Origin of the sequence: Psychrobacter sp. van23A (assembly GCF_030845275.1) — a bacterium.
Taxonomy (GTDB): domain Bacteria; phylum Pseudomonadota; class Gammaproteobacteria; order Pseudomonadales; family Moraxellaceae; genus Psychrobacter; species Psychrobacter faecalis.
This window is the reverse complement of sequence record NZ_CP132595.1, coordinates 350,818-375,700: the sequence shown is the minus strand read 5'-3', so window position 1 is coordinate 375,700 and position 24,883 is coordinate 350,818. Positions and strand designations below refer to the sequence as shown.

The window sequence follows — 24,883 nt, the reverse complement described above, 5'->3', positions numbered from 1 at the left end:
CAGCCCTAGCGTTATTAACACTATTTCTGAAAACCTTTATTGATTGCCCTATTCTAAGCGGTTTTAAGCACTACCATTTAGAGCAGCGCCGCATATTTTAGTAATACCGATATTCATTGTATTAATGGCTATCCAAGTGCCGCGCTCAGCATAGGCTCACGATTTATGAGCCTTGATATGGGGGCATAAGTGCATACTCATATTTTGCATTACTTTCATAACCTATTTTGCTTTGGTTTTATTTAAAACCCAGCTAGATTCAATACATTTACACAACCTATTGATAGGAACAATAACAATGTCAAAAGACACCACCAAAGATACTGACAATCCCAACTTTAATTCGTCAAACGAGGCCAATACAGGCTCTAAATCGCAAGACAGCGTTACTTTTGCGTTAGCACAATCGCATTTTTTGGTCGGCGATATCACCGCCAATGCTGAAAAAATGCGCGCCCTTGCCCTACAAGCCCGTGAGCAAGGCGCTGATGTCATCATTTTCCCAGAGCTTGCTTTATTAGGCTATCCTCCGCAAGATTTGCTGCTACGTCCTAGCCTATCTGGCCGTGTCAAAAGCGCGCTGTCTAGCCTGAGTGATATCGATGATATCGTGATGATCGTGGGCTATCCGCATGTCGATCATCATGGTACCTTTAACTCGGCTGCGATTTTGCATAACGGTCATCAAAAAGGCTTTTATCATAAGCAAATCTTACCAAATTATGGCGTTTTTGATGAGCGTCGTTATTTTGATAAAGGTCGCAATCAAGTCTTATTTGACTATAAAGGCATCACCATTGGTCTGCTAATCTGCGAAGATTTGTGGGAAAAAGGTCCGATTGCCGAGCTTAAAAAACAAGGTGCTGACCTTGTGGCCTGCTTAAATGCCTCACCGTTTGAAATTGAAAAACAAGACAATCGTAAAACCATGCTCGCCAAACGTAGCCGCGAAAATAACTTGCCGATTATTTATCTTAATGCCGTTGGCGGGCAGGATGATTTGGTATTTGACGGCGGCTCTATGGCCATCCAATCTGACGGCAGCGTTGCTCATGAAGCGTCGCGCTTTATGAATCAGCTTATGCTGACGACGTTTGACGTAAAAACCGCAAAATTCGATACGCAAACAAAAGCGCCGTTGTCATTGAGCCGCGAGTCGGAGATGTACCAAGCGTTGGTCGTCGGTTTGCGTGATTATGTCAACCTATCCGGCTTTACTGGTATTATCGTTGGCTTGTCGGGCGGTATTGATTCTGCGTTAACCTTGTGTATCGCTGTCGATGCGCTGGGCGCTGATAAAGTTTATGCGGTAATGATGCCGTACGAATATACTTCTCAAATCAGTTTAGAGGACGCGCAAGCGCAAGCGCGCCGCTTAAACGTTTCTTATACGGTTTGCCCGATTTTTGATGCCGTTGAAGGCATCCGTCATACTTTAGCGCCATTATTTAACAAATCGCCTGCTGATACCACCGAAGAAAATATCCAAGCGCGCGCTCGCGGTGTGGTACTAATGGCCTTGTCTAATAAATTTGGGCATTTAGTCATCACTACGGGTAATAAATCAGAGCTAGCAGTTGGTTACTCGACTTTATACGGCGATATGGCAGGTGGTTTTGACGTACTAAAAGACGTTTATAAAACGCAAGTTTATAAGCTTGCCAGCTACCGCAACCGTTTAGAAGACACGCCAGTTATTCCTGAGCGCGTCATCATACGTCCGCCATCGGCTGAGCTACGTCCTGATCAAGAAGACCAAGACAGCTTGCCAGACTATGACGTGCTAGATGGTATTTTGATGTCGTATATCGACGAAGATATGGGCTATCAAGATATTGTCGATAAAGGATTTGATGCCGATTTGGTCGCTAAGGTGATTAAGATGGTTGATAATAGCGAATTCAAACGTGCTCAAGCGCCGATTGGGACTAAAATCAGCCATAAAGCCTTTGGCCGTGAACGCCGTTTTCCTTTAGTCAATAAATGGTCGATAAAAGGCTAAGCGTCAACGACTAAAGTTGCTATTTCAATCTTTTAGATGTCTCTGTAGTCTGAATACACTATCCTTTAGATAAAGGCTAAAAGGTTGAATAACTTTACGTTTCTATATAATTTGATATAATATAATCAGAATGTTTTATAATAAGCTGGGTACTTACCCAGCTTTTTTAGTTTTTATTGATAAAGTTTTCTTTATATAAAACTCTTTGAATAAATAATTAAACCCAGTTCTCTACTTTTCTATATTTCAACTACTTTCAATTTAACTACCCTACCTATCGTTATCCGAGTCCGTCATGAGTTTGCTAACCGCTAGTATTTTTCTTTTATTATTACTGGCTTTGAGTGCCTTTGTTTCTGGGGCAGAAATTGCTATCGCTGCTGGTCGCAAGATTAAGCTGCAAATCATGGCAAAAGAAGGTGAAGTCCGCGCCCTTGATGTCCTGCATATGCAAGAAAATCCTGGTGGATTTATTACGGTAGTGCAAGTCGTGCTTAATGCTGTCGCCATTTCAGCTGGTGCGGTTGGTGAGTCGGCGATTAGCCCGTATTTACAGCTGTTAGTCAAGAATGAAGCGGTGTCATCGGTTATCTCTTTCGTCGTGATTACCAGCTTATTTTCCCTACTTGCCGATTTGATGCCCAGACGTTTGGCGATGTCTAATGCAGAAGTTTTTGCAGTGCGGCTGGTACGCCCTATGATGGCGCTGACATTTATTTTTAAGCCCGTTATTTGGGTCTTTGATGGCGCAGCAAACCTGATTTTTGAGTTTTTTAGTATCTCAACCACACGCCAAGATGATATGACGCCAGAAGACATCTATGCGGTGATGGACGCGGGCGCCGAAGCTGGGGTAATTAAAAAACAAGAACATCATTTGATTGAAAATATCTTTGAGATGCAAGAACGTACCGTTACTTCGGTCATGAATCCGCGTGAGCATATCGTCTATTTTGATAGCAAAACCAGCACCGAAGAAGTGGTTGAGGTAATGATTGCCCAGCCACATAATAAGTTTTTAGTCTGCGAGGAAGACGATTTAGAGCAAATTATCGGCTATGTAGAGTCGCGCAGCTTTCTAGCTTTGGTGCTCAATCAGCAAGAAGTTAGCCTAACCGATAAAGCGCTATTAAAACCGGCGTTATTTGTACCTGACACCTTGTCTTTGTTTGAAGTGTTGGAGATGTTTAAATCGACCGGCGCTGACTTTGCCGTGATCGTCAATGAATATGGCTTGGTAGTTGGTGTCATTACCCTACGCGATGTGATGAGTATTGTCATGGGTGAGCTAGTCACGGTTGAGGAGCAGCCTATCGTGCAACGTACTGATAATTCTTGGCTCATCGATGGTATGACGCCCATTGAAGATGTGGTTCGCGCGCTCGATATCGTTAATTTACCGCGCAGTCAAAACTATGAAACCATTAGCGGCTTTATGATGTATATGCTGCGTAAAATCCCTAAAAAAACCGATACCATCGAATACGCCAACTATCGCTTTGAGATAATCGCGACTGACAATCTGAAAATTACCCAGCTACTCGTCACTAAACTTGAAGAAAAAGTTTTGTAAAAGCTGCATTTTAAAGTGCACTTCACGATAAATAACCGTATAAATTTAGAGAGTTTGAACCCCACTCTCAACTTATTTTTCTAAGGTATTGGTTTACTTAGTTTTTAAAATTTCAGTTAAAACAATTAAAATTTTAAATTCTATAAAAATCAAAGGCCTACGATAAGTTGAGATTGGCGTAGTTTGACCCTCAATTAATGGATTTAATGACATTAGAATAATCAGCCACGCGCGCCAAATATGGCTGTGCCAACGCGTACCATCGTAGAACCATTGGCAATCGCGGCGCTCATATCATCACTCATGCCCATACTCAGCGTATCCCACTGCTTTAATTCCGGATATTCTCGCTTGATACTGTCAAATAATTGTTTGGTTCGAGCAAAGGCGTCGGTATTAGCTTTCGCTGGAATAATCATCAGCCCGCGCAATTGCAAGCGCTCGTAATCTTTAATCGTGCTTATCAAGTTTGGCAGCTCAGCTGGCAAACATCCTGACTTACTGTCCTCGTTATCAATATTGACTTGTATCAACACATTAAGCGCTGGCAGCTCGGCTGGGCGCTGCTCATGTAAACGTTTGGCGATAATCTCACGCTCAAGCGTTTGCACCCAATCAAAATTCTCAGCAATATCACGGGTTTTATTACGCTGGATACTGCCAATATAGTGCCAAACGATGTGTTCGCATTGTGGCTGTTGTCGTAAAGCTTGTATTTTCTCAATAGCCTCTTGCAAGTAGTTTTCACCAAAATCTCGTTGCCCTTGACGCGCCAACGTCGCAATCATCTCAGCAGGTTTGGTTTTAGACACTGCTAATAAAGTGATCTCGTCTTTCTGCCTTTGCGCCTGTACAGATGCTTGCGCCACCTGCTCGCTTACTTGCTGCCAATTTGCAATCAATTCTGCCGCATCAAAATCATCTTCATTGTTTTTTTTATCAGCTAAACTCGTAGCGTTGTTTTGTGGTGTAGAGGTAGTGTTCATAAAAAACTCACAGAAATATTAGGTGATTATTTTATTAATTATAAATAGAAGGAGCTATGAAATTAAGCAGTTAAAATTTTGATAAAAAACAGACATAAACTTATATTAACAAACCAAAGTATATTTGGATTATTTTTACATTTTATGCATATAGTAGATGGTTAAATAGTGGCATAGAATCGTAAAGTATCATAATTTCTAAGCGTTTCTTTGTCCATTCTTGTTTGGCTCATTTTTGTCTATCAATAGGGATATTCCACTATGGCTGAAAAGCATCGTTTAAACATCGAAGACTTGTTGCGCTTTACCGTTAAGCACAAAGCGTCGGATTTACATATTTCAGCCGGTATGCCAGCGATGATTCGTGTCGATGGTGAGATGACCCGTATTAATATGCCTGAAATGACGCATCAAGTGGTGCATCAGCTTATTTATGACATCATAAATGATAAGCAACGCGCTGACTTTGAAGAGTTCTTTGAGACCGACTTCTCTTTTGAGATTCCAAATCTAGCACGTTTTCGTGTCAACGCCTTTAATCAAAACCGCGGCGCTGGCGCTGTTTTTCGAACCATTCCTTCTAAAGTTCTCACTATGGAAGACTTAGGTATGGGTGACGTCTTTAAACGAGTATCCGACTTTAAACGCGGTGTGGTACTGGTCACGGGGCCAACGGGTTCAGGGAAATCTACCACGCTTGCTGCCATGATCGATTATATCAATGAAACCCGTAAAGAGCATATTTTAACCATCGAAGACCCGATTGAATTTGTTCATGAGTCTAAAAAGAGCTTGATTAACCAACGTGAAGTCCACCGCGATACTTTGGGTTTCGAGCCAGCATTGCGCTCGGCTCTACGTGAAGATCCAGACGTTATCCTCGTTGGTGAGTTACGTGACCTTGAGACCATTCGCTTGGCATTGACCGCCGCTGAAACAGGGCATTTGGTCTTTGGCACCTTGCACACCAGCTCTGCTGCCAAAACCATTGATCGCGTGATTGACGTCTTCCCTGCAGCCGAAAAAGATATGATACGGGCGATGCTCTCAGAGTCGCTACAAGCGGTCATCTCACAAACGCTACTACGCCGCCAAACCGGCGGACGTATTGCTGCTCATGAAATCATGCTGGGCACGCCTGCGATTCGTAACTTGATACGTGAGAATAAAATCGCGCAGATGTATTCTGCTATCCAAACTGGTGCTGGTGAAGGCATGATTACTCTTGATCAAACGCTTAAAAACTTGGTTTCAAAAGGCACAATCAGTAAAGATGTCGCTCGCCCTTATGCCAAGCAGCCTGAAGCCTTTATTTAGTATGGGTTTACATAGTATTAAAAGTTTTAATATAAATTTTTGTTAAAGTTATAGGTAAACGATGAAAAACTCTTACTCAGCTTTAGTTATTTTAACGGTTGTTGTTATTGCCCGCTTTAAAAGTTTATTGCAGCAGTTTTAAACTATATATTCCAAATGTAGGTACGTTATGGACATTGATAAGCTTTTACAATTAATGATTAATAAAAACGGCTCTGACCTTTTTATTACTGCTGATGTCGCGCCGTCCATGAAAATCAATGGCAAAATCTTGCCGGTGGGTAAAACGCCGTTAACCGCTGAGCAAACCATGAGATTGGTCAAAGGGGTGATGACCCCAAGCCAGCAAAAAGAATTTGACGAAACCAACGAGTGTCAATTTGCGATTTCAGATCAAGCGCAGCAAGCGCGCTTTCGGGTAAGTGCTTTTATTCAGCGCGACATGGCAGGGATGATTTTACGGAAAATCGAAAATAAAATCCCGACCGTTGAAGAGCTACGCCTGCCCCCAGCGCTAAAAGAGCTGGCCATGAAAAAGCGCGGTATTATTTTGTTGGTTGGGGCTACAGGTACGGGTAAATCAACTACCCTTGCGGCGATGATTGGCCATCGTAACCAGAATTCACACGGTCATATTATTACCATCGAAGATCCGATTGAGTTTGTGCATAAGCACCGCGGTTGTATCATTACCCAGCGCGAAGTTGGTATCGACACCCATTCTTTTGAGGCAGGTCTTAAAAACACCTTGCGCCAAGCGCCTGATGTGATTTTGATTGGTGAGATTCGTAACCGCGAAGTCATGAGCTACGCGATTCAATACGCTGAAACGGGGCATTTGGTCTTTGCAACTTTACACGCCAATAACGCCAACCAAGCGATTGACCGTATCATTCACTTTTTTGAAACCAGTCGCCATAATCAGTTGTTTATGGATTTATCATTAAACTTGCAAGCTATTATCGCTCAGCAATTGATTCCAACGCCTGATGGTAAAGGACGCCGCGCCGCTATTGAGATTTTATTAAACTCACAGCTGATCAGCGACTACATCCGTAAAGGCGAGGTGCACGAAATCAAAGATGTCATGACGCGCTCACGTGATAGCGGCATGCAAACCTTTGACCAAGCGCTGTTTGATTTATATAAAAATGGTGAAATCACTTATAAAGAAGCCATTCTGCACGCTGACTCCCCTAACGATTTACGCTTAAAGATTAAGTTAAGTGGTAAAAATGGCAACGTCAACTTAGATGAAGGCGCCGATAGTTTATCGTTAGATATCACTTGATATGGCACTACTTACCTAGAATTTCCCATAAAAAAGCCCTCATCAAATGTGAGGGCTTTTTTGGCGTTTAAGTTAATACTTGAATAGTAATAGACTATAAATTATCAATATCAGATAATTTTTTTTCTAAAACGCTTACTTAGCGTTGTCTCTACAGGCTTGATTATCACAAATACCGTACAGCACCAAAGAATGACCAGATAGCTTAAAGCCATGCTCTGCCGCTACTTTGGTCTGCTCTTCTTCAATGGTTTTGTTATGGAACTCGACGATTTTGCCGCAGACATCACAAACCAAATGGTCATGATGCTCTTCTTGAGTAATCTCAAACACTGATAAATTGTTTTCAAAGTTGTGGCGCTCAACGATACCCGCTTGCTCAAACTGGGTTAATACGCGATAAACGGTTGCCAGCCCCACATCTTCACCTTGGTCAATCAGTGCTTTATATACCTCTTCAGCACTCATATGATGCAGCTCCGCACTTTCGAGCAGCTCTAAAATTTTGATACGTGGTAACGTTACCTTTAAACCCGCTTTACGTAAATCTTGATTGGTAAAAGAAGCCATAATATCCCTTCTGACTATGAAAGTCTTAGCAAATGAATTCAAAAAACAGGAGTTAAATAAACATCAATAGTTAATAATAAGTGCTGATAAAATATAAAAACAATAAAAAATGAACGATTATGCAGAGCATTTTTTGCGAAAAATCGCTGCCAAGTGTTTGAATTTAAAATATAAATAATAAAGGCGGTAAAATAGCACTTGGTAAATAATGTCGTAAGTGGTAGGCAATTGCAAGTAAATGACGTATCATTTGTGCAAGATTGCCTGCAAGACCCACATTATCGGTTTTTAGCGGCGCCTAACCCATTTTTTATGAGTCATTTTACCATGATAAAGACCTTTAATTTTCGTTCGTTAAGCTCTGCAAACGCATTACGTAAGATTGCCATGACGACTATGCTCGGTGCTACTGTGGCTATGTCTGGCTGCTCGTTACTGAGTGTCTATAAGATTGACTTGCCCCAAGGCACTGCCATTACCCAAGCGCAAGCGCAAAAAGTGCAAGTGGGTATGAATCAAAATCAGGTGCTTTATATTCTTGGTAGCCCAGCAATCAGAGACACGCTCGCGCCAAAACGCTGGGACTACATTTACGACTATAAAGCCGGAACAGAAGGTCGCCGTAAAGGTATCGCCGATGTCAAAAATGCCAGCCAGCATTTGATTGTTTATTTCGATGATAACGGTATAGTGACCCGCATTGAAGGTATCGATAGCCTGCCTGCATCATAAGTCTGATAGAAATTTCTAAAAACTAACCGCGAGATTTATTTTTGCGCTGAGACATGGGATCAGCGCTTAAGCTGCGATATACCTCTACCCGATCAGACGGCTGCAATATATAATTGAGTGGCTGCTTTTGCGCGTATACCCCAACATGCCAGCGCTTAGCCGTTGGCGTCATCGTATTGGCAACCTGCTCGCACCAGCTTGCTAGCTCTTCAAACTGTTTTAGCCAACCTGCCTGAGCCAAGGCCTCATACAAAGTTGTGCCCTGCCTAACTTGAACAGTTTGATAATGCTGACGCGTCGCCTCTTCTGCATACGCCAGAAATACTGTTATCAAATCACTCTGCTCAGCCTGAGTTAGGTTAACGTTAACCTCATCTTTATCAGCTGTACTATGGTTAGCAGCAGTCCTCAGCTTAACCACTGCATCACCCAACCGATTAACGCTAACAGTAATGCCAGCGGCACAATAAGGCGTATCGCCACCCGCCACAAGTTATAAAAAGCTTCATTGCCAAAGTTTAAAGACTTACGCAAGTGGCTAATTTTCATCTGCCAACCAGCAAAGACGGACAATAACAGCACGGCGATACTACTGATAATCACCAAAATACCGACTAGCCAATTGGTCGGTATGGCGACAACTAACAATAGCGCTAGCACAAACGTTAACACCACACTGACTAGCAAACCAAATTTATGCGCCAATTGCTGCGTACTATAATGGAGCAAATAGCTGACCACAAACAGCACCCCAACCCAATAAAGTAACTGCCCAATCGGTGGTAGCGCCATGCCACTGATAAATAAAGCGACCACACCAACCACTAGCTGTAATATCCAAATCGGTAATACCAGCTTGGTTGCGCGATATGCTTGCGCGGCACTATTACGAGTGGTTTGCGCATTGTGATTATCAGCCCTTACCGCCGTGACCGTTTGCTTGCTCACTAGGTGTTGACCAAACCAGTATAAACCTGTACCCGCACCGACGCTCACTAATGCCAACGCCACGGCGCGCGCCCACTCGCTCAAGCTGACATCGGTCATGGCAAAAGCGATATTTGGCAGACCGTTGGCCACACCCAATAATAAACCGACCAGCATTAAACCCAAGCCTATTGGTAACGGTGCCACGCCTAGTAAGCTTAATAAGACGGCGATAACCATCAATCCTGCAGCAATGGCGAAGCTTGGTATATTAGGTACGCTATTGAGCTCCGTCAAGGCGGCTAAAATGCCGGTGCTTGCTCCCGATATGACAAGCGCCGCAATGAGGATAGAAACCAGTGCCGCGAGCCAACCAAAACTGCGCCAAAAGGTGCTGGCATCGGCTTCACGCGTAAGCTTTTGCATACCCGCTAAAGGTGCTTCAGCGCTACGATAAGCCAACGCAATTTCCGCATACACAACGGGCAGCGAAACCAATACCATCGCCACAAGCCACAGCAACCAAAAGTCAATCTCGCCTATGGATGCGGGCGCAAACCAGCGAAATAACAATAGCGGTAGCAACGCGGCGATAAAGTAAGAAGCATAGCGAATCATCATAATCTAAATCCAAGCGATTCAAAGTGAATAATAGTTAAGGCTATAAAGTACTGATAGACATCTATATTTTCTATGATAGCGTCATATGAAAGCGCTTAATTCTTATAAGGGTTATCAAAGCTTATGCAAATTATATAAGGACTAACAGTTATAAAAAAACCCCGAAATCGGGGTTTAAGAGCTAAATCATAACGGCGGCAGCAAATTGCTTCACTTATTATATAATCTCACTAAGCGCGTCAAAGTGCGAGCCGCTACATAGGTAGCAGATTAGTGAATCGCGCTCACATAATCTGACAAGATACGAATATCGCGATCAGACAGTTTTGCCGCAACCATCTGCATCATACCCATCTCGCCTTCTTTTTCCGCATCGTTAACACGTTTTTGCTCATCGCTATCGATATCATCAACACGACCAGCAGCACGGAAAAGCTTTAGCTGAGTGGCAATATATTCAGCGTGCTGTCCGCCTAAACGCGGAAATGCAGCCCAAACGTTACCCGCAGCATCTGGACCATGACAGCCTGCACAACCGATCACGCCACGGGATTTGTCACCACCTAAAAACAGCTTAGTCGCTTCTTGCGTCGTCGCAGGATTACCAAATGCGACGCCCCAAGGTTTTTGGCTGGCATAATAGCCTGCGACGTTGGCTAAATCTTGCTGAGATAAATTGGCAACTTGTGACTGCATGATACCGTTTTTACGGTAGCCTGATTTAAAATTGACCAATTGCTTATATAAGTACTTTACGTTTTGACCGCCAAGATTCGGCTGGGCTGGCACAGGACTGACACCATCAACACCATGACAAGCCGCACAAACGGTTTCTGCAATTTGCTTACCTGCATTGACGTCATGTTCAGGAACAATAATAGCAGCTTGTACGCTGAAACTTGCAACACATAAGCTGGCGGCAGCGATTAACTTTTTCATTGATACAAATCCTACTAACTCGACGTAAGCATTATTTAGAGTGATTGCATTATCAAAAGCCGCACCCACTACAAAGATAGCATCTAATCAGCTACGCTATGTATTACGCGGTCTTTATCACAAGCAGCCCGAAAGTACTTACTAATATCAGGGTTTATTTTGGATTATTATAGCAAGACTTTTTACTATTTGCCTACTTAATCGTAGCATTGGTTATTTTTTCTGGCTGTTCGATATTTATTCACTTAATAAAAAAACAAAAAGCGCAATAGGTTTACTCACCCTGCGCCTCGTATCATTTATCATTACATTTATTTAGCCATACAAAACTACTTACTGCTTGGCTATTTATTATTCATTTACTACTTGCTCATATACTCGATAAGCTTACGGTAATCGTCATCGCTACAGTCTTGGCATAAGCCGCCCGCTGGCATTTGAATCATGCCATTTTTGACAGACTTAACCAGCGCTGGCATACCTTTTTGTTTGATAAGCTGTTGCCATTTGGCACTATCGCCTTTTTTAATCGCATTAAGTGCGCCACTATCGTGACAGGCGGCACATGAGTTATTATAGGATGTTGCAATATCGGCGGCGCCTGCACTACTGATCGTCGCCATACCAATGATTAAAGCAGCACTACTGGCAGCTAAGAAACGATAGCTTTTGGCAAAAATGTCGGTGATTGAAAACATAAGACACCTCGTATCTTTTTCGTTTGCTTAATCCATGATTTTATTAAGCGTTTATTGTGCAATTGTCATTCACTTTATCTGACTAAATATTGTAACAATATATGTCATATTAATATATATAAATATGGTTTAGCTTTGTTAACAATGTTTATTGGAATAAAAATCGGGGCTCAAACACGATTTTATTTACGGTTATGTTGTCATTAATATGAGGGTAATTGCCTTTATTTCAATAACTAAGCGCTATAATAGTATAGAATAGGCGTTATCCTAAAATGCTCATGTTATTAACGGCCTACTTTTGCCGCTCACCTATTTTTGGCTTTGCTTACTGCCCTATTTTATTCACAAACTTTTCACTACTGTATCTAATTTTTTAAGATTAATGAGTCATTTATGAGTACCCCGTTTAAAGATGTCGCCGCCGAACATGCGGATTTTAATACCAAAGCCCGTCAGCGCATTCAGCAAACTGAATTTATGACGTCCGCGCCGACTTTTCGTCTTTGTCCGCCCGATGTAGGGCTCGAAGTCGCTTTTGCTGGTCGCTCGAACGCGGGAAAGTCGTCCGCTATCAACGCCCTAACCAATCAACGTCAACTGGCGCGCTCGTCTAAAACGCCTGGGCGGACGCAAATGATTAACTTCTTTAGTATCGGCGATACCTATACGCGTTTGGTTGACTTGCCGGGCTATGGTTATGCGGCCGTGCCCCTTGAGATGAAAAAAGAATGGCAAGTTGAGCTTGAAGAATATCTGGTATCGCGTTCAAGCCTAGCAGGTTTGGTACTGATGACCGATATCCGTCATCCGCTTAAATTCTTTGATGAGCAAATGCTGCATTGGGCAAAAGATGGCGAGCTGCCGGTGCATATTTTGCTCACCAAAGCCGATAAGCTTAAATATGGCGCGTCTAAAACTGCGCTGCTTAATACCCGTAAAAGACTTAAGCAGTTGGGTTTAGACTGCACGATACAGTTGTTTTCCGCATTAAGAAAAGAAGGTCTTGATGAGCTGGCAGGCGTCATGGGTAATTGGTATCAATATCAGGCCAAGGAGGATAAAAATGCTGAAGCGTCTGTTATTGAAAACCAAGAAAATAGAATAGAAACTAACGACCAAAGCGCTGATAAGTAAAAAAGTGCTAAATAGACTACTCAGTTTATTCAGTAGAAATCTCAAAAGGGTTTATCGTTGATAACGATAAACCCTTTTTTATGGAAATTTACTTTTCAATAATTCTATTTACTAGGGCGTGTCCTCATTTTAAAAATGGTGATAAAAATGAGATAAATTGCCGTCAAACGAGGAAAATAGCGCAAATAATATCGAGATATTAGTCAGCTATTTGACGATGTTTGATAAAATTTAGCCATTTTTAGCCCATTTAGATACAAGCGCTTGAATTGAGGACACGCCCTAGGTTTAAATGACGTTTTATTTACATACATAATTTACACGCACGATTTATGCACATAATAATGCCACTAATTCTTGCGGGGTATCCACTTGATAAGTTGGCTGCTCGGCAGCAAGCTCGCTGCTTGACGCTGTGCCATAATTGACCGCAATACTGGTCATGCCTAAACGATTGGCCATTTGAATATCGTAAATACTGTCACCGATAAATACTGCCTGCGAGATTGGCTGGTTGGTGTAATCTAAAATATCGCGCAGCATTTGCGGATCAGGTTTGGAGCCGGATTCATCAGCACAGCGCGTGATGGTAAAATAGTGATGGCTAGCAGAAGCCTCTAATACTCGATCTAACCCCTTTCTTTTTTTGCCGGTAGCGACCGCAAGCTGCTTATCTTGCTGCTTTAACGTCAGGAGCATATTTTCAATAGGCGTAAAAAACGGCGTACGATGGCTGTTCGGAATATAGTATTCTGCATAGCTTTGCTGAATGGCGAGCTTTTGCGTATCGCTTGCTTGCGGATATAAAATCTCAATGCCGTACATTAAGCTCAGCCCGATAATGTCTTTGACGGCCTGATCGGTAGTCCTAAAGCCATGCGCCTCGCCCGCTATATGCATAGACTCAACGATTAGGCCAATCGAATCCATCAAGGTGCCATCCCAATCAAAAATGATCAGCTTTTTACCCGCTAAATGATGCTCGGCTGCTAACTCAGAAATATTGGTTGGCGCTGTTTTACTAGCGATAGATGCTGTCATGGTCTAACCCTTTAAAAATAACAAATGGCAAATATGAAAACGTCACAGGTACTTATTTGGCGAATGTATGCGCAAATAAGCAACTGTGACGATTGTGTTAAATAGTCATTTAAAAACTGCATTGACTATCAGTCTTTAAAAAGAAATTTTTAAAACTTATTCAGGCAGCTGAATATCTGCTGGTAACCAATCCATCATCTCATCTGGTAATGGCGCGGTAATGGCTTCATAGCCAGGAATATCTAAACGCCACGCATGTAAACACAAACGATGCACGCCCGATTTGTCATGCACATTGTATTTATCGTCACCTAATATAGCATGGCCGATATGCGCCAAATGTACGCGAATTTGATGGGTGCGACCGGTCAAAGGTTTTGCTTCAAGCAGGCTCACTGGCTGTTCATTTAAGGTAAAGCGACCATGCACAATGATATCTGTCTGGCTTTCTTTCGCCTGTGGGTCTTGCGCATCTACTTTTACGCGGCGCTCACCGCTAGCCAACGTATAGCGCAGTAATGGCGCGTCGATACGCTGCTCATTGAGCGCAGGTTGACCTTTTGCTAGGCAAAGATAATGCTTTTGAATGGTTCTATCGACAAGATGCTGCTGGAGCACTTTCAACGCTGAGCGCTTTTTAGAAATCATCAGCAGACCTGAAGTATCTTTATCGATACGATGAATCAGCTCGAGATACTTTTTACCTGTCACTTCGCGCATGGCCTCGATAACGCCAAAATCTAAACCACTACCGCCATGCACAGCAATACCAGCAGGCTTATTAAGTACGATTAGACCCTCATCTTCGTAGACTACCCGCGCCAATAAGCTATTGGCAAATTCAGCGCTGATAATCGGTTTGTCACGAGTCGCGAGCTGTACAGGCGCAATACGCACCACGTCTTCACGCTGCAATCTGTCATGCGCTTTACAGCGTTTATTATTAACGCGCACTTCATCTGAGCGAATCATCTTGTAGATGTGGGATTTTGGCAGACCCTTTAGGCGATTAAGCAAAAAGTTATCCAAACGTTGGTCGTGCTGATGGCGCGTGACTTCAAGGTAATTGACCTTTTCAAAGTTACTGATTTCGTCATCGGCACTTTGCGGGCGCGTTTTACTATTAAAGATAGCGGGCGCTTCGTGGATAGGCTGTTCGGTTGGCATTTTTGAGTTTGTCATTTTTAGTTAGGTATTTACACAAAGATTTGCTATAGTTTAGCATGTTGAGCGCCAATTAAGCAGAGGCTGCGACAATAATTCCTTGTTGTTACAGACAATATTGCGCCGTTGCTACTACTGGTTAGTCAGGCGATGGCCGTTATAAAGGTTGCCAAACTTGTGCGTTTCATCTGATTTTAAGGGTGTTATATCCCTTGATATACCCTATAATGCCCCATAAATTGTAAGAACAACGCTGATAATTATCTATATATAGGATGTATCAGTACCCAAAATTTTTAGTACAACGTTTTTTAGTAATATAGTTTTTTATCAAGACAAAACACGCTGATATTAAACGACATCGCTTTGATAAATTGGCTAACAACCATTTTATCGCGCGATAACAACATAACATTTACTCACTACCGCCTAACCACGACTTATTTTGATAATTATTTATCACGCATAACTAATTATCAGCCAGTCCTTTAGCGCACAGTTGAGCAAGTTTGGGTCGCTTAAAGCCAGAATCGAGCATCATTGATTGATTATCGATAGCTGCCTGAGTATTGGTGGTCAAACAGAGCACGCGAAGTAGGATAGACAAGAGACACCGCGCCGATAAGCCGGTCATTTATTCTGTTTGCCAAGTACGCCCCGCTGATGATTAGAGCAGCGCCACCTAGCTTTGAGTTACCCCAGATATTTTTGACGTGATAGCCAAAAGAACGATAAATAAAGAATGACCAATTGCTTTACCTAAAAGGATAACCGCTGCACGGTACTGTTTTATGCACTAGCACTTACCGATAAAACAGTTCTTTATTAACAGCGCTATGATTGCTAGACCTTGATTGATTAATTGTGACAACACGATGCTTTTTTGGTAATTGTGACCTCTTAAATCTCAGTCCTTATCCATCGCCGCCCTTACAAGGTGTGCGGATTAAACTTGGATAAATGACTGTCAAAAAGACCACAAACCCGCACGTGCCTTAATCGTTAGACCAAGCCTACTCATAATATGATATAGATAGTAGCTTTACACCCTACCTTATCTATACGAACGTTACCGACATTAGCAGGATAAATGGCTAATACATTTTAGGTTAACAGCAGTGACGAAAAGCTCATGTGCTTGCCGATATTTCTGCTTTACGTTCTCCCGCTCATTAACATCTACTCAGGTTAATTTACCCTTAACCGCACTTGCTCCCTTGCCCGAAAGCCTGCCCCGTCGTTGTTATGCGTACTCATAGGATTCAAACATGAAACGCATTTTAATCAACGCTACTCAAAACGAAGAAATTCGCGTTGCCCTTTGTAAAGGTAATCATCTTTACGATTTCGATTTAGAAAACCGTACCCGCGAGCAAAAAAAATCCAACATTTATAAAGGTCACGTCACCCGTGTCGAGCCATCGCTTGAAGCGGTATTTGTCGAATATGGCTCACAGCGCCAAGGCTTTTTGCCGATTCGTGAAATCTCTGCTGAATATCTAAGCGGCAATCCACGCGATGAAAACATCAAAAAACTAATCAAAGAGGGTGACGAGCTGATCGTCCAAGTCGAAAAAGAAGAGCGCGGCAATAAAGGTGCAGCTTTATCAACGTATGTATCTTTGGCAGGGCGTTATTTGGTATTGATGCCAAATAACCCTCGTGGCGGCGGTATTTCGCGTCAAATCTCGGGCAAATTGCGCGAAGATATGAAGCGCATGCTTGGTAATCTTGATTTGCCAAAAGGCATGAGCGTCATCATTCGTACTGCTGGTATTGGCAAGACCCAAGAAGATTTGCAACACGATTTAAATCACTTGCTTAATATCTGGCAAGCCATCCAAGAACAAAATCAAAAATATCCGTCACCGCGTTTGGTGCACCAAGAAGCAGGCGTCGTCACCCGTGCCGTGCGTGATTATCTACGCGATGATATTAGCGAGATTTGGATTGATAACGAAAACGCTTATATCGAAGCGGCCGGTTTTATCGATGCCGTGATGCCAAAACAAGCAGAAAAATTGCGTAAATATACCGATTATGAGCCGATGTTTTCGCGCTTTAATATCGAAAAGCAGATTGAAACAGCTTATCAGCGTGAAGTTCGCTTGCCATCAGGTGGCTCAATCGTTATTGACCAAACGGAAGCCTTAGTATCTATCGATATCAACTCAGCAAAATCAACCAAAGGCTCAGATGTTGCTGAAACTGCCTATCATACCAACCTAGAAGCTGCCGATGAGATTGCACGCCAGTTACGTCTGCGTGATATGGGCGGTTTGATTGTCATTGATTTCATCGATATGAATGACAATAAGCATCAAAAAGAAGTGGAAAAACGTCTGGTTGACGCGACCAAATACGACCGCGCGCGTGTACAGTTTGGTGATATTTCTAAATTTGGTTTGATGGAAATGAGCCGTCAGCGCCTGCGCCCATCGCTAGAAGAGTCGACCGGCTATATTTGCCCGCGTTGCCATGGCAATGGCATGATTCGTGATTTGCGCTCGCTATCATTGTCGATTATGCGTCAGATTGAACAAATCGCCTTAAAAGAACGTCAAGGCGAAGTACAGGCCGAAGTGCCAACCGATATCGCGGCTTTCTTATTAAACGAAAAGCGCGATAGCTTGGTTTATTTGGAGCAAGACAGCGGTACGCGTATCACGATTTTACCGCACGCGCATTTAGAATCGCCAAACTTTAAGCTACATTTTAATCGTGATGGCTTTGCGCCATCGAGCTATGAGCGTATCACCGATACCCAGCAGCAAGAGCATAGCGATTTAGGTTATAACGTCGACTGGCAGACCGCTGATTCAGTGCGCCCTGAGCAGCAGCCAACGCGCCAGCCTCGTCAAGTAGCTGATAATGGTAGCAATAAAAACAGTCAAGCGACTCCTCGAGCCAGTAGTCAGCAGCAAAACACGACCAGTCATAGTAATGACCATCGTAGCAATGCCAATACTAACGCTAGCAATGCAACAACACGTGCGCCCCAACCCCAAACTCAGTCACAAAACACCCCAACTGTTGCGACTACCGCGGCGCCAGTAGCTTCACAAAACAATAACGCGACTGCTGCCCAACCGCAAGCAGTCGCTTGGTTATCCAACCTATTTGCCCAAGCGCCGCAAGCATCGACGACGCCTAAGGTCAGTAGTCGTGATGCTGCCAAAGCCATTGAAGCACTGGTAAACACGGGCGCTCAAAGCCTTGGCTCATTTGGACAAATCGATAACAGCGCCCTAGACGCCAACACTCAAGCCGCAGCAGCGCCGCAAACGGCAAGCAATCAGCAGAACACTGAGCAACAGCCGAACACTAATCGTCAGCAAGCCGCTAATAGTAATACTGATGATAACAACGACGCTGAAGACAGAAGAAGACGTAAATCGCGTAAATCAAGACCTTCTAAAACGCGTCAAAGAAAAGAGCAGTCAGATGAGTCCAATGGTAATGCTGCTAGCAACAACGTAGACGACAGCCGCTCAACCGGCACTGACGACAAGCAGGCTGATAGCCAAGATAAACGTCAGCATGATAATCGACGCACCAACGACCGTAATCGTAACAACCGCCAAGACAGCGGTCGTAATGGACATGACAATAGCAATACCGAGCACAATGACGCTGCTAGGAAAGACGCTAATACAATAGATGAGCAAACGCGTGCCAAGCGTAAATCAAACAGTCAGCGCTCCTCACGCGGCAAAATTGAGCGCGGTGAGACGTTAAGTGCGAATAACGAGCATAGCAATAAAGAAACTAGTAACGGTAATGACAAAAGCCAATCAAGCGCGCGCCGCAACCAAGACCCTAATGAAGTGGTATTACAGGTCAATGAAGCGTCTACAGAGCTCAAGTCGCCAGAAGTTGTGCACTTGTCTTTAGATGATAGTAAATCTGTAGCAGCCACTCGCCAAGCGCCTGAAAAGCAAAGCGCTGAGAAAGCTATCAATGAAGCTGATAAGCAGAAAGCAAGTCAGGAAGACAGCACTGCGAAAAATGCAGATAAGCAGGAAGCCGTTGAGCAAATTACTGATAGTCAAGCTGCTAAAAACCGCCGTGACTCGGTTGATAGTAGTCAAAAAACCAGTACGCAAACTGTGACTGCCGACGCTGCTAAAAGTGACAATCCTGCAAGTGGCGATGCAGTGATACCTGCAGCAAAAACGGATGAAACCAAGCTAAGCTCTACTGATGATAAAGTGCAAAAGTCTGACGCTAACTCTGTAGACGAGCGTAATGTCGAGGCTACACAACCAGCAGCAGAAAAATCATCAATGTCTAAAAGTCGTGATGCTGTCGAAACTAGCGGCAAAGATGACGATGTAGCACCTACTGAGAAAGCGCAGAAAACTGGTTCTAATGTTGATTTTAATACGGATGATACTGACAGTAGCAATCAAGCAGCGTTTGAACTTGACCATCAAGCTTTATTTGCCAAGCGTTATGTAACGGCTGAAAAGTTCGGTCAAGCCAGCAATGATCCACGCGTGGTTCGTCGTCAGCATGCTCAAGCCTCGACAACCACAGCATCGGATAACCAATCGCCTGTGGTAAATGAGCAACGCGCTGTGAACGCTCCAGCTATCCGCGGCACGGTTGGCGAGTTTATCCGCGCAACCTTGCCAGAGGCGCCAGCGCGTTTAGCCGCTGAAGGCGTGATTAATTGCTTTAATGCGGCTATCGCTTTGCACCTAGAGCAAGCTAACGCTGTTAACGAAAAAGTAGATAGTAACAACGAGTCTAAAGTCGAGACTGGCGAAGCTGCCAAGCAAGATTTTGACTTTAGTAACTATGGCTACGAGCCTTTAGCAGCGGATTATCTCGCAAGCTTTGAGGCGATGACGCAAGCCGTCAGTCAGTTTGCTGCGGCGCAAGGTAAAACAGCCGTTGAGCCCCGCCCTATTAGCAAGCGGGCGAGCAACGATCCACGTGGTCAGCATCCTGACTATCAGGAGCCAGCTGCAACCACAGTCGCCGAAGCGCCTAAAAATGGCTCTCTAGCAGCTGACAGCGACGTTGACGTTGACGCTCAGAATGTAGATGCGACTGCACTGGCCAATCAAGCTCAGACAGACGATGTCAGCGCTGATAGTGAAGAACTGCTAAAAGTAGAGCAAGCACTAGAAGCAGAGAACGCTGAGCAACCTGAGGTTAATGCTGTAGAAGCGGACAAAGTTCAGACAGTAGATACTGAAGCTAAAGATGCTGATGGTGACTCTGATGTTGTGCAAAACGAAAACGAGCAAGCGTCTGAGTCAACTGAACAGCTATCTGAGCAAGCGACAAAAGAGGAAATTCAGGCGGCGAAGTCAAAAACGACCATCGCCAGTTATAAAAACATGATCGAAAATGTGGCTGAGCAATTACTACCACAAAAAGGCATGTTTAATTTAACCACGCCAAAAGTCCCAAAAGCGCGGACGCGTAAGCCGAAAGCGGAGCATAAAAAGCCGACGCAAGCGGAAAAATCAGAGAATGACGATTCTGATAGCGAAAGCTAATAGCTATCATTAATACTCTTTTATAAAATATCAAAGCCCCAAAGTTGTTAGCAACTTTGGGGCTTTTTCATTAATAGAGCTTTATATCAATGCCAAGCTTTGATAAACAGAACTTTTGAGCAACAAGATCAATGGGCAGTAGGCTCGTCTTTATGACGTATCTTATTGATAACCGTAAATAGCGCAACGATAGCAGCGCCAATAATAAAACCGATAACGCCATTTAATAAGGCAGTGGTAAAGCTTTCAAACACGCCTGTCAAATGCGCAATATCTTCAACCTCATGATGCAAAAAGTTAATACCGTGCACCAAAATACCGCCACCGACTAAAAACATCGCCAAAGTCCCAGCGATAGATAAAAACTTCATTAATTTAGGCGCTGCCGTAAATAAAACCTTACCGACTTTTTGAGTAAAATCACCGTCTTTCTCCATCATATGCAAGCCTAAGTCATCAATTTTAACGATGCCCGCGACCAAACCATAAATACCAACAGTAATACCGATGGCTAAAATAGAGAGCACCAAACTACGCTGCAACAACGTAGCAGTTGCCGTCGCACCTAGCGCAATCACAATAATTTCTGCCGATAAAATAAAATCAGTACGCACCGCCCCTTTGATTTTTTCTTTTTCAAAGGCGACCAAATCAACGTTTTGATCTGCGTTGGCTTGCCGACGGGCATTTTGCTCTTCATCATCTGGCAAGGCATGCGGCCAAAAGCGATGAATCACTTTTTCAGCGCCTTCATAAACCAAAAACAGGCCACCACACATCAGTAAAAAGGTGATTAAAGGCGGATAAATGGCGCTAATAAGTATAGCTGCTGGCACCAAAATAAGCTTATTAATAAACGAGCCTTTGGCGACCGCCCAAACGACTGGCAGTTCACGATTTGCTGTGACGCCGGTGACCTGCTCGGCATTCAACGCCAAATCATCACCCAATACCCCCGCGGTTTTTTTGGCGGCGACCTTCGTCATGACCGAAACGTCATCGAGTATCACACTGATATCATCAAGTAGGGTTAATAAACTGGCACCAGCCATAGGGTCTCCTTAGAAAGTTAGAAAGAAATTAGAAAGAAAATTTATTTTAATGGATAATTTAGGGTGTGTATAGAATTCAAATGAGTGGCAACCAAATAAAGACACAAGCAAGCATTATCGCTGCTGCATAGCTATCTTTGAGCTTATCATATCGCGTGGCAATGCCCCTAAAATGTTTCAACCTAGCAAAAGCGTTTTCTACCAAGTGACGGCAACGATACAAATACCAGTCTAGTGTGTCATTGTTGCTGTTTTTAGAGTTCGACTTAACGGGTATGACTGACTCAGCACAGTGCTTGAAGATACACTCTCTAATATCACTACTATCGTAGCCCCTGTCTGCAATCACCGCTTTAGTCTGGTTATTAATCGTGCTATCTATCAACGTCTTTGCCATCTTAGCGTCATGTACTTGCCCACCTGTCAGCTCAACATGTATAGGGTTACCACAAGCATCGACCACTAAGTGCAGATTGCTGCTATTACCTGCAACACTTTTACCAATGGCCTCATCAAGATGACTGGCTGCATCTGAACTATGCTGATGAGCTTTGACCACGCTACCGTCTATGAATAACCATTCACTATCATAGTTTGCTGTGATTATTTTCATGAGCTTTTGCCATTTACCGGTTTTACGCCAATAACGGTATTGATGATATATGCGAGACCAATGACCGAAATAAGAAGGTAAGTCTCGCCATGGACAGCCTACTCTTATGCGGTACAGCATGCCTTCAACGGTACGTCTTAGATTGGGCTTGTTATATACGTTAATTTGTCGCAATATAATAAATAGCTTGTGCCAAAGTTCATCGTTGAGCTTGGTGCGAGTCATAAGTGATGCCTTATTTCTTTGTTGTGGTAAACAGTAGAGTAAGGCGTTGCTTATGTTTTTCAATGGTTCCTCAATTCTATACAGCCCCTAATGTTTATGACAGTAGCCTACCTAGACTTGACTTCCTCCCCGACCTAAAGGAACGGGGATTCCTACTAAAGACGGCCAAGCCCGACCGCGAGAATGTTTTTTGCTCCATTAACGTCACGTTGATGGGTCGTTTTACAAGAACGACAAAACCATTTTCTTATACCAAGACCTTCTCTACCTTTCGGACTGTCTTGGCGAGAGCCGCAACACGAGCAGGTTTGGGTGGTGTACGCTTCATTTACTTCGATATAGTGGCAACCTGCGTTCGCGCATTTGTAGTCCAGTTGTCGCTTTATCTCAAACCAACCCGCATCATAGACGGATTTGGCGAGTTTGCTTGAAGTAAATGATTTTGACTTGATTTTACCAACTACGATTAGGCTGTTGGCTTTAACAAGCTTTGATGTAAATTTATGAATCAAGTCTAATCTAGTATTTTTAATCTTGGCGTGAATGGCCTTAACTCGTTTTTTGTTTTTGGCTCTTTGAGCAATGGCCAGTTTTTCTGCGTATTGAGTCGTCAGCTTAGTAGTTAGAACCTTGCCATCACTACTGACTGCGGCATCTTTACAGCCCAAATCAATACCGACTTGACCGTCACCACAGGCTGTTTCTGAAAACTCTTTAACAGTGATACAGGCGTACCAGTGGCCGCGAGAATCTTGTACCAACTCGCACGTATTGATGCTGTAGAGCGAGAGGTTATAGCTGTCCCACACATCAATAATCAGCTTTTGACCCTTAGCCAAACTGAATTGTAGAGTTGTTTTTAGAGATTTTTTGCCACTTTGTTTAGTGCTTAGATGCTTGATAGCAGTTTTTTTAAAAGGAATCCAGCCCAAACTTCTTTTCTTGGCTTTAGGATTGTTTGTGCGCCAGTTTAGTTTGGCTTTTTTAAACTGTTTACGGCTTTTGGCGTGAACCTCACTAATCGCTTGCAAGGTTTGGCTGTGCAGGTTCAGGTACTCACCAGCGCCTTTGGTGTAAGCGGCCAAGTCGTAGGCTGAAAAGAATTTGCCTGTGCGCTTAAGATGTTTAAAACTTAGCTCATTAACGTAATTCCAGACAAAGTTGACCGCACCAGCTAAGATATTTAGCTGAGTGGCATGTTTGTCTTTGATGCGTAGCTTGAGCGTCTTCATGGGTTTAGTATGATCCCAATGCGTTTGGTTAACAAGGTTCTTTTAATCTTAGGTGACAACGGCTGACGCCTGATATCCACGCCCTAGAAGGATGTGGTTTTACGGCGCTGGATGATAAATTTGGCGATGCCAATAAAACATCAACAAATAGCCTTTGGTGGTTATTTCTAAAAATATGTTAATATAACCAGTATTGCTACTTATCTTTTATTATCAATAAATTGCCCCTCGTCCTTGAAATATATCGCTCTGATAACAAAATCTAGTGGATACGGGATAAGCGTTCATACACTATCTATGTCCCTGTTTTTATATCTATATCTTGCTTAGGCACCACCGCCTAAAGGAAATACCTATGTTTTTACCTTCTTTCTCTAAAGCCACTTCTGCTCGCGCTCTATTTTCTCGCAAACCTTTATCGAGGATGATGATGGGCGCGTTGCTGGTCGTGGTTGCAGCAGGCTGCTCGAATAATGCGGCAGATGCGACCAGCAATACAGGTATCGTCAATAGCGCTAATGCCAAAGTCAGCACCGCACAAGTCGCCGATAATGATGCAGCAGTGGTCAAAGCCTTACAAACAAATCTAAAAGCCTCAGGGATTGAAGAAGAAATCATTTCAGCCGTACCAACGGATATGGACGATATTTACTGGGTAACGGCATCGGGCTTACCATCGTTTTTTACCGATAAATCTGGCAAACATATTATCCAAGGACAAATCATCGCAGTTGGGCAAGAGGCGCCAGTTGATATCAGTGGCGCTTTGGTTGCCAAAGCCGCGCAAGACGCTCTAAAAACGGTCGATAAAAAAGACATGGTTATTTATCCAGCAAAAGGCGCCACTAAATCAGTTGTTTATGCCTTTACTGATGCCGACTGCCCTTACTGCACCAAGCTTCATGAAGAAATGAGCGATATCAATGCACGCGGTATTGAAGTGCGTTATTTGGCATGGCCACGCAGCGAAGGCAGTATCCCAAAAATGGAAGCTATTTGGTGTAGCGAAGATCGCAAGGCGGCGATGGACCAGGCAAAAATGGGCGCTAATGTCCAAGCGCCTAGCTGTAATAACCCAGTAAAAGAGCAAATCGAGCTTGGAATGTCGTTAGGAGTACGCGGCACGCCTGCTATCTTTACCGAGTCTGGCCAACAAATCGGCGGCTATCTACCCGCGGCGCAATTGGCGCAAACAGCGATCGATGCCAGCTAGTCCTCTCCCCTCATATTGTTGACTTTACCGACAGTGA

General features: G+C 43.5%; 19 protein-coding genes. 8 read left to right on the top strand and 11 right to left on the bottom strand.

Going from position 1 to position 24,883, the window contains the following annotated elements:
- Positions 1–298 precede the first annotated feature (298 nt).
- Both RAH45_RS01640 and RAH45_RS01635 read left to right on the top strand, forming a co-directional pair.
- A complete protein-coding gene (locus tag RAH45_RS01640) occupies positions 299–2,002 on the top strand; it encodes an NAD+ synthase (protein WP_102077573.1) in 1,704 nt (567 codons plus the stop codon).
- A gap of 295 nt (positions 2,003–2,297) precedes the next feature.
- Complete coding sequence (locus tag RAH45_RS01635; RefSeq protein WP_198328760.1) at positions 2,298–3,575, top strand: polyamine export protein PaeA; 1,278 nt, start codon at positions 2,298–2,300, stop codon at positions 3,573–3,575.
- Positions 3,576–3,796: 221 nt separating this feature from the next.
- Here the strand turns inward: RAH45_RS01635 and RAH45_RS01630 are convergent, their stop codons facing one another.
- On the bottom strand, positions 3,797–4,561 hold the full coding sequence (locus RAH45_RS01630) for a YggS family pyridoxal phosphate-dependent enzyme (protein ID WP_082894340.1): 765 nt from the start codon (positions 4,559–4,561) through the stop codon (positions 3,797–3,799).
- 261 nt (positions 4,562–4,822) lie between these two features.
- Between RAH45_RS01630 and RAH45_RS01625 the strand changes: the two genes are divergently transcribed.
- On the top strand, positions 4,823–5,878 hold the full coding sequence (locus tag RAH45_RS01625; protein ID WP_068406410.1) for a type IV pilus twitching motility protein PilT: 1,056 nt from the start codon (positions 4,823–4,825) through the stop codon (positions 5,876–5,878).
- 169 nt (positions 5,879–6,047) lie between these two features.
- The gene (locus RAH45_RS01620) at positions 6,048–7,169 is read left to right on the top strand and encodes a PilT/PilU family type 4a pilus ATPase (RefSeq protein ID WP_068406407.1); all 1,122 of its coding nucleotides are present in this window, start codon (positions 6,048–6,050) and stop codon (positions 7,167–7,169) included.
- Positions 7,170–7,304: 135 nt separating this feature from the next.
- Here RAH45_RS01620 and fur read toward each other — a convergent pair whose 3' ends face one another.
- The gene (gene fur, locus RAH45_RS01615) at positions 7,305–7,739 is read right to left on the bottom strand and encodes a ferric iron uptake transcriptional regulator (protein WP_068406404.1); all 435 of its coding nucleotides are present in this window, start codon (positions 7,737–7,739) and stop codon (positions 7,305–7,307) included.
- 312 nt (positions 7,740–8,051) lie between these two features.
- Between fur and RAH45_RS01610 the strand changes: the two genes are divergently transcribed.
- Positions 8,052–8,471, top strand: coding sequence for an outer membrane protein assembly factor BamE (locus RAH45_RS01610; protein WP_068406454.1), 420 nt, complete (start codon positions 8,052–8,054; stop codon positions 8,469–8,471).
- A gap of 22 nt (positions 8,472–8,493) precedes the next feature.
- Here the strand turns inward: RAH45_RS01610 and RAH45_RS01605 are convergent, their stop codons facing one another.
- From RAH45_RS01605 to RAH45_RS01590, 4 genes are all read right to left on the bottom strand, one after another.
- Positions 8,494–8,892: an RnfH family protein gene (locus tag RAH45_RS01605; RefSeq protein WP_227514961.1), complete on the bottom strand. Its 399-nt coding sequence runs from the start codon at positions 8,890–8,892 to the stop codon at positions 8,494–8,496.
- On the bottom strand, positions 8,880–10,019 hold the full coding sequence (locus RAH45_RS01600; RefSeq protein WP_068406401.1) for a hypothetical protein: 1,140 nt from the start codon (positions 10,017–10,019) through the stop codon (positions 8,880–8,882). Before RAH45_RS01600 ends, RAH45_RS01605 begins: the two co-directional genes overlap by 13 nt.
- Before the next feature lie 270 nt (positions 10,020–10,289).
- Positions 10,290–10,958, bottom strand: coding sequence for a c-type cytochrome (locus RAH45_RS01595; RefSeq protein ID WP_068406399.1), 669 nt, complete (start codon positions 10,956–10,958; stop codon positions 10,290–10,292).
- A gap of 362 nt (positions 10,959–11,320) precedes the next feature.
- Complete coding sequence (locus RAH45_RS01590) at positions 11,321–11,656, bottom strand: c-type cytochrome (protein WP_068406397.1); 336 nt, start codon at positions 11,654–11,656, stop codon at positions 11,321–11,323.
- Positions 11,657–12,052: 396 nt separating this feature from the next.
- On the opposite strand from RAH45_RS01590, the gene yihA reads away from it, so the two are divergent.
- Complete coding sequence (gene yihA / locus RAH45_RS01585) at positions 12,053–12,793, top strand: ribosome biogenesis GTP-binding protein YihA/YsxC (RefSeq protein ID WP_225211681.1); 741 nt, start codon at positions 12,053–12,055, stop codon at positions 12,791–12,793.
- A gap of 330 nt (positions 12,794–13,123) precedes the next feature.
- Here the strand turns inward: yihA and RAH45_RS01580 are convergent, their stop codons facing one another.
- A complete protein-coding gene (locus RAH45_RS01580; RefSeq protein ID WP_198328759.1) occupies positions 13,124–13,834 on the bottom strand; it encodes an HAD-IA family hydrolase in 711 nt (236 codons plus the stop codon).
- Between the two features lie 156 nt (positions 13,835–13,990).
- Positions 13,991–15,016, bottom strand: coding sequence for an RluA family pseudouridine synthase (locus RAH45_RS01575; protein ID WP_227678303.1), 1,026 nt, complete (start codon positions 15,014–15,016; stop codon positions 13,991–13,993).
- A 1,250-nt stretch (positions 15,017–16,266) separates the two neighbouring features.
- Between RAH45_RS01575 and RAH45_RS01570 the strand changes: the two genes are divergently transcribed.
- Positions 16,267–20,511: an Rne/Rng family ribonuclease gene (locus RAH45_RS01570; RefSeq protein ID WP_198328758.1), complete on the top strand. Its 4,245-nt coding sequence runs from the start codon at positions 16,267–16,269 to the stop codon at positions 20,509–20,511.
- A gap of 128 nt (positions 20,512–20,639) precedes the next feature.
- Here the strand turns inward: RAH45_RS01570 and RAH45_RS01565 are convergent, their stop codons facing one another.
- The 3 genes from RAH45_RS01565 to RAH45_RS01555 all read right to left on the bottom strand — a co-directional run bounded on the left by RAH45_RS01565 (position 20,640) and on the right by RAH45_RS01555 (position 23,633).
- A complete protein-coding gene (locus RAH45_RS01565; RefSeq protein ID WP_198328757.1) occupies positions 20,640–21,563 on the bottom strand; it encodes a DUF808 domain-containing protein in 924 nt (307 codons plus the stop codon).
- Between the two features lie 76 nt (positions 21,564–21,639).
- Complete coding sequence (locus RAH45_RS01560; protein ID WP_306495419.1) at positions 21,640–22,401, bottom strand: IS5 family transposase; 762 nt, start codon at positions 22,399–22,401, stop codon at positions 21,640–21,642.
- Positions 22,402–22,556: 155 nt separating this feature from the next.
- A complete protein-coding gene (locus tag RAH45_RS01555) occupies positions 22,557–23,633 on the bottom strand; it encodes an RNA-guided endonuclease InsQ/TnpB family protein (protein WP_198328755.1) in 1,077 nt (358 codons plus the stop codon).
- 355 nt (positions 23,634–23,988) lie between these two features.
- Here RAH45_RS01555 and RAH45_RS01550 point away from each other — a divergent pair, with 355 nt between their 5' ends.
- Positions 23,989–24,846 carry a DsbC family protein gene (locus tag RAH45_RS01550; protein ID WP_144297399.1) on the top strand — a complete coding sequence of 286 codons (858 nt, stop codon included), beginning with the start codon at positions 23,989–23,991 and terminating at the stop codon, positions 24,844–24,846.
- Positions 24,847–24,883 lie beyond the last annotated feature (37 nt).

Bases quoted from the DNA above. Each gene is read 5' to 3' on its own strand.
- RAH45_RS01620 (WP_068406407.1), top strand. From the start codon at position 6,048: ATGGACATTGATAAGCTTTTACAATTAATGATTAATAAAAACGGCTCT.
- RAH45_RS01630 (WP_082894340.1), bottom strand. From the start codon at position 4,561: ATGAACACTACCTCTACACCACAAAACAACGCTACGAGTTTAGCTGAT.
- RAH45_RS01610 (WP_068406454.1), top strand. From the start codon at position 8,052: ATGAGTCATTTTACCATGATAAAGACCTTTAATTTTCGTTCGTTAAGC.
- RAH45_RS01570 (WP_198328758.1), top strand. From the start codon at position 16,267: ATGAAACGCATTTTAATCAACGCTACTCAAAACGAAGAAATTCGCGTT.
- fur (WP_068406404.1), bottom strand. From the start codon at position 7,739: ATGGCTTCTTTTACCAATCAAGATTTACGTAAAGCGGGTTTAAAGGTA.
- RAH45_RS01590 (WP_068406397.1), bottom strand. From the start codon at position 11,656: ATGTTTTCAATCACCGACATTTTTGCCAAAAGCTATCGTTTCTTAGCT.
- RAH45_RS01560 (WP_306495419.1), bottom strand. From the start codon at position 22,401: ATGACTCGCACCAAGCTCAACGATGAACTTTGGCACAAGCTATTTATT.
- RAH45_RS01640 (WP_102077573.1), top strand. From the start codon at position 299: ATGTCAAAAGACACCACCAAAGATACTGACAATCCCAACTTTAATTCG.
- RAH45_RS01550 (WP_144297399.1), top strand. From the start codon at position 23,989: ATGTTTTTACCTTCTTTCTCTAAAGCCACTTCTGCTCGCGCTCTATTT.
- RAH45_RS01635 (WP_198328760.1), top strand. From the start codon at position 2,298: ATGAGTTTGCTAACCGCTAGTATTTTTCTTTTATTATTACTGGCTTTG.
- RAH45_RS01555 (WP_198328755.1), bottom strand. From the start codon at position 23,633: ATGAAGACGCTCAAGCTACGCATCAAAGACAAACATGCCACTCAGCTA.
- RAH45_RS01600 (WP_068406401.1), bottom strand. From the start codon at position 10,019: ATGATGATTCGCTATGCTTCTTACTTTATCGCCGCGTTGCTACCGCTA.
- RAH45_RS01625 (WP_068406410.1), top strand. From the start codon at position 4,823: ATGGCTGAAAAGCATCGTTTAAACATCGAAGACTTGTTGCGCTTTACC.
- RAH45_RS01595 (WP_068406399.1), bottom strand. From the start codon at position 10,958: ATGAAAAAGTTAATCGCTGCCGCCAGCTTATGTGTTGCAAGTTTCAGC.
- RAH45_RS01575 (WP_227678303.1), bottom strand. From the start codon at position 15,016: ATGACAAACTCAAAAATGCCAACCGAACAGCCTATCCACGAAGCGCCC.
- RAH45_RS01565 (WP_198328757.1), bottom strand. From the start codon at position 21,563: ATGGCTGGTGCCAGTTTATTAACCCTACTTGATGATATCAGTGTGATA.
- RAH45_RS01580 (WP_198328759.1), bottom strand. From the start codon at position 13,834: ATGACAGCATCTATCGCTAGTAAAACAGCGCCAACCAATATTTCTGAG.
- yihA (WP_225211681.1), top strand. From the start codon at position 12,053: ATGAGTACCCCGTTTAAAGATGTCGCCGCCGAACATGCGGATTTTAAT.